The organism is Lactobacillus rodentium, from assembly GCF_003423665.1.
GTDB lineage: Bacteria > Bacillota > Bacilli > Lactobacillales > Lactobacillaceae > Lactobacillus > Lactobacillus rodentium.
Genome location: NZ_BFBY01000003.1, coordinates 110,028 through 124,424 on the forward strand (window position 1 = coordinate 110,028; position 14,397 = coordinate 124,424).

At 33.9% G+C, this 14,397-nt stretch carries 13 protein-coding genes and 1 pseudogene; 11 read left to right on the forward strand and 3 right to left on the reverse strand.

Annotated features, from left to right (window positions below; genetic code table 11):
* The first annotated feature begins 20 nt into the window (after positions 1-20).
* The 11 genes from ileS (at position 21) to recD2 (ending at position 11,244) form a co-directional block, all read left to right on the forward strand.
* Positions 21-2,813, forward strand: a complete 2,793-nt coding sequence (gene ileS, locus LrDSM24759_RS03020; RefSeq protein ID WP_117118020.1) for an isoleucine--tRNA ligase — start codon at positions 21-23, stop codon at positions 2,811-2,813.
* Positions 2,813-3,037 (forward strand): cold-shock protein, encoded by a 225-nt coding sequence (locus LrDSM24759_RS03025; protein WP_117118021.1) that lies wholly within the window; start codon positions 2,813-2,815, stop codon positions 3,035-3,037. The genes ileS and LrDSM24759_RS03025 overlap by 1 nt, the downstream gene beginning before the upstream one ends.
* Positions 3,038-3,607: an NUDIX hydrolase gene (locus tag LrDSM24759_RS03030; protein WP_117118022.1), complete on the forward strand. Its 570-nt coding sequence runs from the start codon at positions 3,038-3,040 to the stop codon at positions 3,605-3,607.
* Positions 3,600-3,938, forward strand: a complete 339-nt coding sequence (locus LrDSM24759_RS03035; RefSeq protein WP_117118023.1) for a hypothetical protein — start codon at positions 3,600-3,602, stop codon at positions 3,936-3,938. The genes LrDSM24759_RS03030 and LrDSM24759_RS03035 overlap by 8 nt, the downstream gene beginning before the upstream one ends.
* A 17-nt stretch (positions 3,939-3,955) precedes the next feature.
* The gene (locus LrDSM24759_RS03040) at positions 3,956-4,657 is read left to right on the forward strand and encodes a 5'-methylthioadenosine/adenosylhomocysteine nucleosidase (protein ID WP_117118024.1); all 702 of its coding nucleotides are present in this window, start codon (positions 3,956-3,958) and stop codon (positions 4,655-4,657) included.
* Positions 4,658-4,696: 39 nt separating this feature from the next.
* Positions 4,697-5,851: a cysteine desulfurase family protein gene (locus LrDSM24759_RS03045; RefSeq protein WP_170133354.1), complete on the forward strand. Its 1,155-nt coding sequence runs from the start codon at positions 4,697-4,699 to the stop codon at positions 5,849-5,851.
* Positions 5,852-5,971: 120 nt separating this feature from the next.
* Complete coding sequence (locus LrDSM24759_RS03050) at positions 5,972-6,307, forward strand: DUF1831 domain-containing protein (RefSeq protein WP_117118026.1); 336 nt, start codon at positions 5,972-5,974, stop codon at positions 6,305-6,307.
* A gap of 21 nt (positions 6,308-6,328) precedes the next feature.
* Positions 6,329-7,456: a tRNA 2-thiouridine(34) synthase MnmA gene (gene mnmA / locus LrDSM24759_RS03055; RefSeq protein ID WP_117118027.1), complete on the forward strand. Its 1,128-nt coding sequence runs from the start codon at positions 6,329-6,331 to the stop codon at positions 7,454-7,456.
* Between the two features lie 101 nt (positions 7,457-7,557).
* On the forward strand, positions 7,558-8,223 hold the full coding sequence (locus LrDSM24759_RS03060) for a histidine phosphatase family protein (protein ID WP_117118028.1): 666 nt from the start codon (positions 7,558-7,560) through the stop codon (positions 8,221-8,223).
* On the forward strand, positions 8,223-8,867 hold the full coding sequence (locus LrDSM24759_RS03065) for a tetratricopeptide repeat protein (RefSeq protein ID WP_117118029.1): 645 nt from the start codon (positions 8,223-8,225) through the stop codon (positions 8,865-8,867). Before LrDSM24759_RS03060 ends, LrDSM24759_RS03065 begins: the two co-directional genes overlap by 1 nt.
* Positions 8,854-11,244, forward strand: coding sequence for an SF1B family DNA helicase RecD2 (gene recD2, locus LrDSM24759_RS03070; RefSeq protein ID WP_117118030.1), 2,391 nt, complete (start codon positions 8,854-8,856; stop codon positions 11,242-11,244). Before LrDSM24759_RS03065 ends, recD2 begins: the two co-directional genes overlap by 14 nt.
* Before the next feature lie 35 nt (positions 11,245-11,279).
* On the opposite strand, the gene LrDSM24759_RS03075 is transcribed toward recD2, so the two are convergent.
* From LrDSM24759_RS03075 to LrDSM24759_RS03085, 3 genes and pseudogenes are all read right to left on the reverse strand, one after another.
* Positions 11,280-12,206 carry a diacylglycerol/lipid kinase family protein gene (locus LrDSM24759_RS03075; protein ID WP_117118031.1) on the reverse strand — a complete coding sequence of 309 codons (927 nt, stop codon included), beginning with the start codon at positions 12,204-12,206 and terminating at the stop codon, positions 11,280-11,282.
* A gap of 116 nt (positions 12,207-12,322) precedes the next feature.
* Positions 12,323-14,002 (reverse strand): annotated as a pseudogene (gene rnjA / locus LrDSM24759_RS03080) (ribonuclease J1); the annotation flags it as partial.
* A complete protein-coding gene (locus LrDSM24759_RS03085) occupies positions 14,002-14,226 on the reverse strand; it encodes a DNA-dependent RNA polymerase subunit epsilon (RefSeq protein ID WP_117118033.1) in 225 nt (74 codons plus the stop codon). The pseudogene rnjA and the gene LrDSM24759_RS03085, both read right to left, overlap by 1 nt.
* Positions 14,227-14,397: the final 171 nt, after the last annotated feature.

A 14,397-nucleotide genomic window follows, 5' to 3' on the forward strand; every position in this document is an offset into this window, starting at 1 on the left:
CTTTTTAGAAAGGAAATATAATGAGAGTTAAAGATACTTTGAATTTGGGTAAGACTAAATTTAAAATGCGTGGAAATCTTCCTGTCAGAGAAGCACAATGGCAAAAGGAATGGGAAGATAATGATATTTACCAGAAACGTTTAAAGCTAAATGAAGGCCATCCACGTTTTGATTTACATGATGGCCCTCCATTTGCAAATGGTAATATCCATATGGGACATGCTTTAAATAAAATCTCAAAAGATATTATCGTACGTTATAAAGGCATGAAGGGATTTTATGCACCTTATATTCCTGGATGGGATACTCACGGCTTACCCGTTGAGCAACAATTAGCTAAAAAGGGTGTCGATCGAAAAACTATGGATCGTGCCAAATATCGCGAATTATGTCGTCAATTTGCTGAAGAACAAGTTCAAAAACAAATGGCTGATTTTAAGCGATTAGGTGTAATGGCGGATTGGGCTCATCCTTATATTACCCTTCAACCAGAATTTGAAGCACAAGAAATTCGTGTCTTTGGTAAGATGTTTGAAAAAGGCTTGATTTACAAGGGTAAAAAACCAGTTTACTGGTCATGGTCAAGTGAATCAACATTGGCGGAAGCTGAAGTTGAATACCACGATGTAAAATCACCATCAATCTATATTGCTTTTCCAGTTAAAGATGGTAAAGGAATTTTAGATGAAAAGGATACTTACTTTGTAATTTGGACTACTACGCCTTGGACTATTCCTTCAAACCAAGGGATTACTGTAAACCCACAATTTGATTACTCAGTTGTTGAAGTAGGTGACAAACGCTATGTGGTTGGTACTGATCGCTTAGATGCAGTTGCTGAGGACCTTGGTTGGGAAGATTATAAGGTTGTACAACATTTGAAGGGAACTGACATGGATCGCATGGTTGCTAAGCATCCATTATATGATCAAGACAGTTTAGTAATGAACGCAATGCACGTTACCTCCGGTGATGGTACTGGTTTAGTTCATACCGCATCTGGCTTTGGTGAAGACGACTACAATGTTGCTCAAAGATATAACTTACCAGTCTTTAGTCCAATGGACGCACAAGGCCGTTTTACTGATGAAATCCCAGATCCTGATCTTGTTGGTATGTTCTACGATGATGCTAATAAAGTAGTTAGTGAAAAACTAGAAAAAGCTGGTGCCTTACTTAAACTTTCATTCTTTACTCACTCCTATCCACATGATTGGCGTACTAAGAAACCAGTAATTTATCGTGCAACTACACAATGGTTTGCTTCCATTGATAAAATTCGTGATCAAATTCTCAAGCAAATTGATGAAACTAAATTTACTCCATCTTGGGGTAAAACACGCCTTCACAATATGATTGAAGATCGTGGTGATTGGGTAATTTCACGTCAACGTGCTTGGGGTGTACCACTTCCAATTTTCTATGCTGAAGATGGAACACCAATTGTTACCCCAGAAACTATCGAACATATTGCTGAAATTTTTGCTAAAGAAGGATCTAATGCTTGGTATACTCACTCAGCAGAAGAACTACTTCCAGCAGGATTTAAGTCAGAACACTCACCAAATGGAAAATTCACTAAAGAAACCGATATTTTGGATGTTTGGTTCGATTCCGGTTCTTCATGGGCTGGCGTTTTAGAAGCACGTAATCTTGGTTATCCTGCAGATCTTTATTTAGAAGGTAGTGACCAATACCGTGGTTGGTTTAACTCAAGTTTGATTACTTCAACTGCGGTAAATGGTATTTCTCCATATAAAGCAACCCTATCTCAAGGATTTGTTCTTGATGATAAAGGACACAAGATGTCTAAATCATTAGGAAATGTAATTGCTCCAAATGATGTAATTAAGCAAATGGGTGCTGAGATTATCCGTTTATGGGTGGCAAGTTCAGATACTACTTCTGATGTTGCAGTGTCACAAGATATCTTGCGTCAAAGTGCTGAAAGCTACCGTAAGATTAGAAATACTTTCCGTTTCATGTTAGCTAATACATCTGATTTTGATCCTAAGGCTAATGCAATTGCCTATCCGGAAATGGATGGTGTTGATCAATATATGGAAGTAAAACTTAATAAACTTTTGCAAGAAGTTTATGCAGCTTATGACGAATACGACTTTTTAACTGTTTATAAGAAGGTCTTAAGTTTTATTTCTAATGATTTATCGGCCTTTTATCTCGATTTGGCTAAAGATATTCTTTATATCGATCCTGAAAATAGTGAAACTCGTCGCTCAATGCAAACAGTTATTTACGATATTATCGTTAAATTAGCTAAGGTCCTCACACCGATTTTGCCACATACAATGGAAGAAATTTGGGGCTTCTTAAAAGAGCCAGAAGACTTTATTCAACTAAGTGATATGCCTGAAGTAGAACATTTTGCAAATGAAGCAGAAATTTTTGCCCGTTGGACCGAATTTATGAAATTCCGTTCAGATGTCTTAAAGGCATTGGAAGTAGCACGCAATGATAAGGTAATTGGTAAATCATTTGAAGCTGCCGTGACAGTTTATCCAACACAAGCTACTGCAGAACTTTTAAAAGAACTTAATGCTAATATTCGCCAAGTCTTAATTGTTTCTGACTTAGATATTAAGAGTCCGGAAGATGAAGCTCCAGCTGATGCACAAGATTTCCCTTCAGGCAAAATTGTGGTTAAACACGCTGAAGGTGAAGTTTGTCCAAGATGTCGTCGTATTACAACTGATATTGGTTCGGATCCTCGATTCCCTAACTTATGTGCCCGTTGTGCTAAAATTGTTAGTGAAAACTATCCAGAAGCAATTGAAGAAGGACTTGATGATTAATGCGTACTGGAACTGTAACTCAATTTAATGAAAATGCACCATATGGATTTATTGAAGATGATTTAACTCATTCAACTTACTTTGCTTTTTATAAATCTATTAAAGAAGATGGTTATAAGCGACTTGAGGTTGGTCAACGTGTTCGTTACCAATTAGCTCAAGGTAAAAAGGGCTTACAATGTATTAATATTTACGTTGATAAGCACCGTAAAGAGGAGAATTAAATGGATCTGACTGAGACCGAAATATCAAATAATCCTGTTTTTGAAGGGAAATTAATAGATCTCAAGGTTGAAACTGTAAGTTTACCAAACGGTAAAACTGCAACACGTGAAATAGTAAAACATCCAGATGCTAGTGCGGCAATTGCAATTAATAGTGAAAAAAAGATGTTGCTTGTAAAACAATGGCGTGAGCCAATTAAGCAGGTAACATTAGAAATACCAGCCGGGCTAATTGATCCTACTGATAATTCACCATTAGATGCAATGAAACGTGAACTTAATGAAGAGGGCGGCTACAAGGCTGAATACTGGGAAAAAGTAACTGAATTTTATCCTTCTCCAGGTTTTAGTGATGAAAAGTTATACTTATTTTATTGTGATACTTTAACTAAGTTGGAAGAAGAAGATAAACGTCCTTTAGATGAAGATGAGTTTTTAACTCAGGAATGGTATAGTCTAGATGAATTAAAGCAATTAATAGCACAAGGCAAGATTGTTGATGGCAAAACTGTTACAGCAATTATGTTTTGGGAAAATATGTTATTAACTGGACAGCAAAATAATGACTGAAAAGAGAGCACAATACCGAAAACAGCAGCGCCAGGATAGCGTTAAGCGATTATTAAAGCGAGCTCAAACTAATAAAGATAGTTTGAGTAATGAAAAAGATGATTTAAATGTAAATCCTGACTTTACGCGAGATAGGAATAAAAGCGACAGTCGGTTAGGTGAGGAAAAAATACTATCTTCTCGACCAACAACTCGTGTAAAGCAGAAACAATTAAATAATAGCGAAATTCGGGAAAATAAAATAAAACGTTTAAAAAATCGCTTAAATCTTGCTATTATTATTGTCCTTTTATTAATAGTTTTAGTATTTGTAGCTTTGTTTAATTTGTAAAAGAAAAGAGAATAGAAATGAAAGTAGCAATTATTGTACCAATGGCTGAAGAGGCTGAATACTACGGTCAACATTTCCATTCTGATAACAAAAAAATGTTCGGATCAACTGCATTCGAACATTTTTCTGTTAATGGGAATGATGTTTATATAGGATTAAGTGGAATTGGAAAAGTTAATGCTGCCATGAACTTGACCGCTTTACTTGCAAATGAAGATATTGATTTGATCTTTATGACTGGTTCTGCTGGTTCTATGCAAGAAGATGTACATCAAAAAGATTTGATTTTACCAAATGCCTTTACTTATCATGATGCGCATAATACACGTGCAGGAAATTACGTCGAGGGACAAATTCCACAAGAACCTGCGCAATTTGAGTTAAATAGCTCGGCTAGACAAGCGTTTTTAAACTATTTAAAAGAAAATAATATTGATTTTAAAGAAGGTCTAATTGTTACTGGGGATAGCTTTATTGCATCTAATGAGCAAAAAGATGAAATCAAAAAGAATTTTCCTAATGCATTAGGGGTGGAAATGGAAGGGGCTGCATTTGCCCAAGTGGCTCACAAATTTAATGTACCTCTTGTCGCTCTACGTGCGATCTCGGATAATGGAGATGAAGGAGCTGATGAGGACTTTGATACTTTTGTTAAAGAAGTAGGACAAAAGGCAGCAACAATTATTTCTTCCTATTTAGAAAAAGAAGTGTTAAATTAATACTAAACACTTACTTACAAAAAGAAAGAAAGAGTTATTTTGACTGAACATATTTATTTAGATAATGCGGCAACAACTCCGATGGATGGAAAAGTTGTTGAAGTGATTAGTAAAGAAATGGCTAATGATTTTGGTAATGCATCAAGTCAACACGCATTTGGTCGTAAAGCTAGGGAAGCTGTAGATCATGCCCGTGATACTTTAGCACAATCTATTAATGCAAAGCCTGATGATATTATTTTTACTTCTGGTGGGTCTGAGAGTAATAATACTGCGATTTTTGGTACTGTAAGAACAAGAAGTGATGTGGGTAAAAAAATTATTACTACCAAAATAGAACATCCTTCTGTTTTAAATCCGATGAAACGGCTGGAAGAAGAGGGATATGAGGTTATCTATCTAGATGTAGATGAAAGTGGTCATATTTCTTTAGACCAGTTAAAAGAAGAACTTACTCCTGATACAATTTTAGTGTCAATTATGGCCGTTAATAATGAAGTAGGCTCAATTATGCCTTTAGAAGAAATAGGTAGGTTAGTTGCGCCAACAAATGCCTATTTTCATGTAGATAATGTCCAAGGATATGGCAATATTGAGGTCGATGTTGAAAAAATGCATATTGATCTTTTATCGACTTCAGCTCATAAAATTAATGGCCCTAAGTTTTTAGGCTTTCTTTATGAACGCGATGGGATTAATGTTTCCAACCTTTTATTAGGGGGAGAACAAGAAAAAAAGCGACGCCCAGGAACTGAAAATGTACCGGCTATTGCAGGTTTCGGAGTAGCAGTTGACGAAGAAAGTAAAATTGATAAGCAGAAATTGCAGGCAAAATATTCTCAATTGCAACAAATTATTTTAAATAATTTAGATGATGCAAAGATAGAATATGAAATTAATGGTGCGATAACTGGAAATGTTTCTCATCATGTATTAAATCTTTGGTTGAAAGGTGTTAATACTTATTCTGCTTTAACCAATTTAGATCTAGCGGGATTTGCTGTTTCGGGTGGCTCTGCCTGCACAGCTGGTTCTCTAACACCATCGCATGTATTGATGGCAATGTATGGTGAAGATTCTCCACGTATTGCGGAATCAATCAGAATATCTTTTGGACGTTTTACTACTGAAGATGATGTAGTAAAGTTTAGTCAAGCATTAGTAAAAATGTGTCAAAGGTTAACTGATAAATAATAATAAGTCTTCTACATTTGATTTCGTAGGAGACTTATTTTTTGTATAATGAGAAAAAGAACTTAATTAGCTTGACACTTATTAAAAGTAAGCTAGAATATAAAGAGAGAAATGATAAAAATGGCAAATACAGTAATAATTAATGGTGATACCCGTAAATATACAATCGATCCTGAAATTAAGCGTTATGCTTTGATTGACGTTGGTTTTCGTCAAACACAACGAGGAAATTATGTATATGATAGACCGTTATATAATGATTCACCATATAACGCTACTTGTAAGTTGAAAATTACTATTAATGAAAAGATGGATCATATTACAATGGTTGTAACTGATCGGAATGGATTACAAAAAGTAAATATTTTTAAAAATGAACAATTAGCAGAAATGGTGAAATTATTAGATTATACTTTAAAGGATATGGAAGATCATCAAATTATTAAATTGGCCTGATTTTAAAGGAGAAGGATTTAAATGGTAGATAACAGCAAAATCAGAGTTGTTGTAGGGATGAGTGGCGGAGTAGATTCGTCAGTTTCAGCTCTTTTGTTAAAACAACAAGGCTATGATGTTGTTGGTGTCTTCATGAAAAACTGGGATGACACTGATGATTCTGGCGTTTGTACGGCAACTGAAGACTATGAAGATGTAAAAAAAGTTGCTGATAAAATTGGTATTCCATATTATGCAATAAACTTTGAAAAGGAATATTGGGAAAGAGTGTTTGAATACTTTTTAGGTGAATATAAAAAGGGAAGAACACCAAATCCAGATATTATGTGTAATAAGGAAATTAAGTTTAAATCTTTCTTAGATTTTGCGATGAGTTTAGATGCGGATTACATTGCTATGGGACACTACGCTAAGACAAGCACCGATCAAAACGGACTTGTTCATATGATGCGTCCAAAGGATGGTAATAAGGATCAAACATACTTCTTGAGTCAATTATCACAAGATCAACTTAAAAAGGTTATGTTCCCATTAGCTGACCTCACTAAGCCACAAGTACGTGAGATTGCTAAAGAAGCTGGTCTAATTACCGCTAATAAGAAGGATTCAACAGGAATTTGTTTTATTGGTGAAAGAAACTTTAAGAAGTTCTTGAGCGAATTTTTACCTGCTAAAGCTGGAGAAATGGTTACTCCGGATGGAAAAGTTGTTGGTGAACATGCAGGTTTAATGTATTACACTATTGGTCAAAGATCAGGTCTTGGTTTGGGCTCTACTAAGGAATCAACTGCCCCATGGTTTGTAGTAGGTAAAGATCTAGAAAATAATCGCTTAATTGTAGAACAAGGTTATGATAGTGATTTACTTTACTCAACTAGTTTAGATGGAAGTGAAGTATCATTCTTTACTGGAATGCCAAGTGAAGATTTGACAGTTAAATGCACCGCTAAGTTCAGATATCGTCAAGCTGATGTTGCTGTTACAATGCATTACAATGCTGCTAAAAATACCGTTCATGTTGATTTTGATGAACCAGCTCGTGCAGTTACTCCTGGACAAGAAATTGTCTTTTATCAAGGGGATGAGTGTTTAGGAAGTGCAACCATTGATAAGGCATATCAAAATGAAAAACAATTGCAATTAGTTTAAGAGATACAAAAAATAGCGCTATTAATAGCGCTTTTTTTGTACTGTAAATATAAGGCTGAAATCATTATAATTAAAGGTATAATGATTGGAGATTTGTATTTATGAAGTTATATTTTGTTAGACATGGAAAAACACAATGGAATTTAGAGGGACGCTATCAAGGAGGTAGTGGTAACTCGCCGTTGCTTCCAAGTAGTTATGAAGATATTAAAAAATTAGCTCATTATCTAAATAAAAAAGGCGTTAAATTTAAGGCCTTTTATGCCAGTCCGCTTGAACGTGCAGTAACTACAGCCAAGACTCTAAAAAAAGATATGGGAATAGATGTACCAGTAATCGAAGATAAGCGTCTTAAAGAGTTTAATCTAGGTGATTTAGAGGGTATGAAATTTGTAGATGCCGAAGCTCAATATCCAGATCAAATTCATGCTTTTCGCTATGAACCTGCCTATTATGACCCTTCAGCTTTTAAAGGGGAAACTTTTGAGCATATGATTGCTCGTGGTAAAGATTTAATTAATGATTTGGTTAAAAAGTATCCTGATAAAGATGATAACATTCTCTTAGTTAGCCATGGTGCGGCTTTATGTGCTTTAACCAGAACGTTAGAAGGCTATAAGATTGCTGATATTCGTAAACGCGGTGGGTTAACAAATACCAGCTTGACAGTACTTGAGACAAATGATGGTGGGAAAAACTTCCAGGAAAAATTATGGAATGAAACCTCATATTTAGATCGTAAGATTACAAGTAGGGATACGATTTAATGGATAAAAAAATAGATAAGCTTTATAATGCAGGCCAAAAGGATAAGGCAATTCATTTACTAATAAACAAAATTGATCAAGATCAAAAAAATATTGAAAACTATCTTCAACTTTCAACGTATTTGATTGAAGAAAATTCAGTTGATCAAGCTCTTGAATTACTAAAAAAAGCGCAAGGGTTAGTTATAGAACCAGAGAAGCTCAGCTATAATATAGCTATTTGTTATTACATGCAAGGCGAATTTGAAAAATCACTAAATATAATTAATACTTTACCTAATGATGATGAAACGTTATATCAAAAGGCTTTAATTTTTATGAAATTAGGGCAATTTCAAAAGGCACTTGCATATGCTCTAACGAAAAAAAAGCAAGATGATCGTACCTATGAATTACTAGGGGATATTTGGCTTAGTCTGGGAGACCTTAAAACAGCAAGGCAAGAATTTGAGCAAATTCCAAGTGCTAAAAGAAATGCAAAGGTGAATTTCTTACTCGGTTTAACTATTCTTGATCATGATCGTGACCAAGCCCAAAATTATTTTGATCGGTCTAAAGAATTAGATTCTGCTTATTTTACACAAGCTCAATCACAGTATGCCGCTATTGCAAAAATGTTAAGAGGAAAAGATGAACCAAATTGAATTAATTGGAAAGATAAATAGTATTGTTTTTGAAAATGATCAAGATCTATTCAAAATTATTGATGTTGAGCTTCTTAATAAGTTACCAGATTATGACCAAGAAAATATTCGTGTAACAGGAAACTTTGGTGAACTTCAACTTGGTAATTCTTATAAATTTAAAGGTGAATTAGTGGTTCATCCAAAATTTGGACCTCAATTTAAAGCAACAAGTTATGAGCAATTAATGCCGCATGAAGAAGATAGTCTAACAAAATATTTAAGTTCTGAGCAATTTCCTGGAATTGGTAAAAAAACGGCAGAAAAAATTGTTACTGAATTAGGGACTGATGTTTTAGACTTATTAAAAGAAAATCCTCGAAAAATTGATAGATTGGATTTAACAGCAAAGCAAAAGGATAGTCTCTTAGGTGGAATCAATAAGATGGATTCCTTATCAGAAGTAGTTTTAAAATTATCAAAATTTGGAATTAAAAAAAAGGTAGCCACTGCAATCTATAAAAGTTTTCATGGTGAGGCTTTAGACAAAATAAAATCTGATCCATATAGTTTGATTAGTGAAATCAGTGGTTATTCCTTTAAAACTGCTGATGAGATTGGCGCAGATTTGGGAATTGAGCCTTATGATGCTCGAAGAATAAAAGGAGCTATCTTTCAAATTTTACAAAATGCTTTAGGTCAAGATGGAGATACTTTCAGAACCCTTACTGACCTATTAACACAAGCTGAAGAGTTACTTTCTATTAATGAATATGATCCAATTGCAACTGCTCTTAATGAATTACAAAAAGAGGGGAAAGTAGTAGTAAATGGAGAAACGGCTGCTCTTCAAAATATTTATCAAGTAGAACAAGATATTGCGCAAGAATTAAAAAGGATTGTTAATACTCGACCAAAAACAGAACAATTTACTGATAAAGAAATTAATACAGCTATTAAAAAAGCTGAAAAATCTTTAGAAATTAGCTATGATGATACTCAAAAATTGGCCATCAAGAATGCTATTAATAATCCTGTTTCAATTTTGACTGGAGGGCCCGGAACAGGAAAAACTACTATTATTAATGGAATTATTTTATGCTTACAAGAATTAGCACAAATTCCTAGTGCTTCTATTTATAGTGAGGATCCTCCGATTTTACTTGCTGCACCCACTGGCAGAGCAGCTAAACGAATGAGCGAAATTACCGGTATTACGGCTAAAACAGTTCACCGGTTACTAGGTTTAGGAATTGGTGAAAATGATGATAGTGAACTAAATGAGCTTAATGGTGATATTTTAATTGTTGATGAAATGTCAATGGTAGATATGTTCTTATTCCGGTTATTAGTCAAAAGTATTGATTCCACTAGACACATCGTTTTTGTTGGTGATCAAAATCAATTACCTTCAGTAGGAGCTGGAAATATTTTTCACGATTTAATAGCTTCCAAAGCTTTTCCCACAACGCAATTAAATACTATTCATCGCCAAGGTGAAGATTCTTCGATTATCAAATTAGCTCATGCTATTAATGAGGATCAAGATTTAGCTGAAAAAATTATTTTTGAAAAAACAAATAACTATTCATTTATTTCTTGTAAACCAAATTTAGTGGGACCGGCAATTGAGCAAATTGTTAATTATGCCCTTAAACGTGGTTTTAAAAAGGATGATATCCAAGTTTTGGGGGCCATGTATAATGGAACAGGAGGAATTAATCATCTCAATGAACTTATTCAAGAGATAATTAATCCAGCTCCAGCCAGTGACCAACGGAGAAAAGAATTAAAAGCACATAATGAAGTTTTTCATATTGGTGACCGAATTTTACAGTTACAAAATAATCCCGAAAAAGATATTTATAATGGTCAAATTGGAAGAGTAATTGGAATTGATGAAGAAAGTAATAAAGAATGTTTAATTGCTAATTTTGATGGGCGTGAAATAAAATTCGGTAGTAAGGATTTGCTTGATATTACACGTGCATATGCAATTACTGTTCATAAATCACAAGGCTCTGAATTTCCTTTAGTAATTTTAAATCTTACTATGCAAAATTACATGATGCTACGAAGAAATTTTTTGTACACTGCAATTACTCGAGCATCAAAAAATTTAGTGATGGTTGGAGAAAAACGTGCTTATGAAATGGCTCTCAAAACTCCAGGAAATAATCGGCATACTGGACTCACTCAAAAAATCCAAGAAATTCTTGAAATTAGTGAAGTTTCATCTAAAGAATTATCTGACTCAGAAACAACGGCTGAAAATACAGATTTAAGTAAAGAAAAAGAAGAAGTCTTGAATAGTAAAGAAAAAATTTTAACACCTGAATTAATTTATTCAGGTAAAATCGATCCGATGATAGGTATGGAAAATATTAAGCTTAAATAAAAAAGAGGTGTGAACATTTATGTTCACACCTCTTTTTAGAGTAATAGGTTAAATTTATCTACATGAAATAATAAATCAAAATTTTTACTACCTAATTCTTCACCATCTAATTGGCCATACTCAAGATCTTTTGTAATAACTTCCATTTCTTTGGCACCGTAATAATGAAAATGTGGATCTTTAATTTGTTTTTTTGTAATAATCATTTTACTAAAAAGGTAGACAAACTTAAAAAATGAAGGTTTTTCAACCACAATTGTATCAAGTAAATGGTTAGTTGGCTTAGCTTTTGGTAAAATTGGAACACCGCCACCAAAATAGGGATGATTGGTAGTGGTAACAAGATAAGCATTATTAAAAGAATGAATTTTATCGTTTACCTTGACTGTAACTGAAAAGGCAGGTTGATTTAAGATCGCCTTAAAAACATTAATTCCGTAAGAAAAATGTCCCCATCTTTTTTTCATATTTGAATTATTGGTTTCCGCTACCACATAGGCATCAAATCCAATACCTAAATTATTTACAAAATATCCCTCTTGATTGGTATTAACATTAAAATAATAGCCACAATCAAATTCTTTTACTTCAGGATGATTATTTAATTTGGCTATTAATTCTTGAGGCGTATATTGAAGATTTAAAGCACGGGCAAAATCGTCCCCAGTTCCAGAAGGAAGATAAGCAATTGGTGTTTGAGGATAGGCTGATCGTTTGATTCCATTTAAAACTTGATTTAAAGAACCATCACCACCAATTACAATAATAATAGCATTAGGGTTTAACTTTAAATCATTAGCAAGTTGTTGAGCCGCCTGTGTTAAATAACCAGGATACTTTGAAAAAATTGTCTCATAAGCTAAATTATTATTTTCCAAAATTTGGGTAGTGTTGCGATAAGAAAAGGTACCACGATCTGCACCTGATTTTAAATTTACTAGTAGATAAAATTTTTTACTCATGTGTATATTTTTCTAAAAAGAAAAACCCACGATGGGTTTTAACTTTAATCATTTTTTATTTGATTTGGATCTTGTTCATTTTTCTTATTCTTTTTGATAGGTTTACTATCTTTATTTTTGTCAATAATCATGGGTAAGATCATTGGACGACGTTCGGTACGAGAATAAAGAAAATCTTGCAAGTTTTCAATAATTGCCTTTTTCATTTCACGTTCATCAGGTTTTGGTTTTTGAGCCATTTGTTCTCTGAGAATATGATAGACATGCTTTTGGGCAGCACTGATTAAGTCAGTAGATTCACGCATGTAAACAAATCCACGACTAAGGATATCGGGACCAGCCAATACTCGTTGATGTTCATAATCAACAGTTGCTACTACAACTACTAATCCTTCTTCAGCAAGAATTTGACGATCGCGTACTACTACGTTACCAACATCATCTGAACCAGAAGTATCTACATAAACATCAGGAATATTAATATGACCCGCTAATCTTGATGAATCTTTAGTTAATGCTAAGACATCACCATTCTTTAAAACAAAAGTATGATCAGCTGGAATTCCAGTTTCTTGAGCAGTTTCAGTATGAACTACTTGCATTCTGTATTCACCATGAACGGGAACAAAAAATCTAGGTTTCATTAATTCAACCAGCATCTTTTGTTCTTCTTGGCCTGCATGTCCAGAAGTATGTACATTATGAATTTTCCCATGCACAACCTTAGCACCAGCTTCAGTTAATTTATTAATTAAGTGGTTAACACTTGTTGTATTGCCGGGAATAGGATTTGATGAAAAAATGACTGTATCATTTGGCTTTAAAGATATTTGACGGTGTGTACCATTTGCAATTCTAGAAAGGGCAGCTAATGGTTCACCTTGAGATCCAGTACAGAGAATCATCACTTGTTCTGGTGGCAGTTTATTAATTTCACTTGCATCAACGATGGTTCCTTCTGGGATGTCTAAATATCCTAGATCAATACCATTTTGTACACCATTTTCCATCGAACGGCCAAAAATAGCCACTTTTCTTCCTGTATCAATGGCTGCTTGAATTGCAGTTGATACACGGTATAGATTAGATGCAAAAGTGGCAAAAATAATTCGGCCATCAATACCAGTAATGATATTGTGGAGAGATTGAGCTACAAATCTTTCTGATTTAGTAAAAGTTGGAACTTCTGCATTAGTAGAATCAGAAAGTAGAGCTAGAACTCCTTCTTCACCAATTTTAGCCATTTTTTGGAAATTTGGTGCTGGTTGATTCATTACTGGAGTTAGATCAAATTTCCAATCTCCTGTGAACACCACTGCACCCTCCGGAGTTTGAACAGTAATTCCTAAAGTATCAGGGATAGAGTGGGTAGTTCTGAAGAAAGAAACAGAAAGTTTTGGAAACTTTAAAACTGTATCTTCGAGTTCTTCATGAAGTTCAGTTGTTTTTAGTAGACCATGTTCTTCTAGTTTGCCTCTAATTAAGGCTAAGGCAAAAGGTGGGGCATAGACTGGAATTTCAGGGATTTTCTTTAATAAGAAAGGAATCCCACCAATATGATCTTCATGTCCATGGCTTACGACTAAAGCCTTAATCTTTTTACGGTTTTTGACTAGATAGGAATAATCTGAGATGACATAGTTAATTCCCATTTCATCATCTTCAGGGAATTTAATTCCACAGTCCATGATGATAATTTCATCTTGGAATTCAACACAGTACATATTGCGGCCAATTTCGCCTAACCCCCCAATGGCGTAAATGCCGACTTCATTATTTTTTAAATTAACAGCCATTAATCCTTAGGTTGAATAGTTGTAAGCTTAAATTCTGGATTTTGTTTTTCATAAGCTAATGAATTACCAGTTAGTTCTTGGATGAGTTCAATGTTATAGGGGGTATTATCCTCAACCAATTTTCTTGCTTCAACTAAATTATTTGCTTCAAGATAAAGAGTTTGGGTTGTTTCTCTTCTTGGATTAACGATCTGGTCTTTTTGGTATAAAACTTTATAGATCATTTGTTAAATCTCCTTAATATAAAACGTTCAAATTATGAATCAAAAATGTGTTATTTGACTCAATAGCTAATAAAATTTTACCATAAATTACAGGGTAAGTATATAAGTAAGAAATCCATTATTTTATACAAAATATAATTGACAAATTATCATACTATAAGTATTATTATT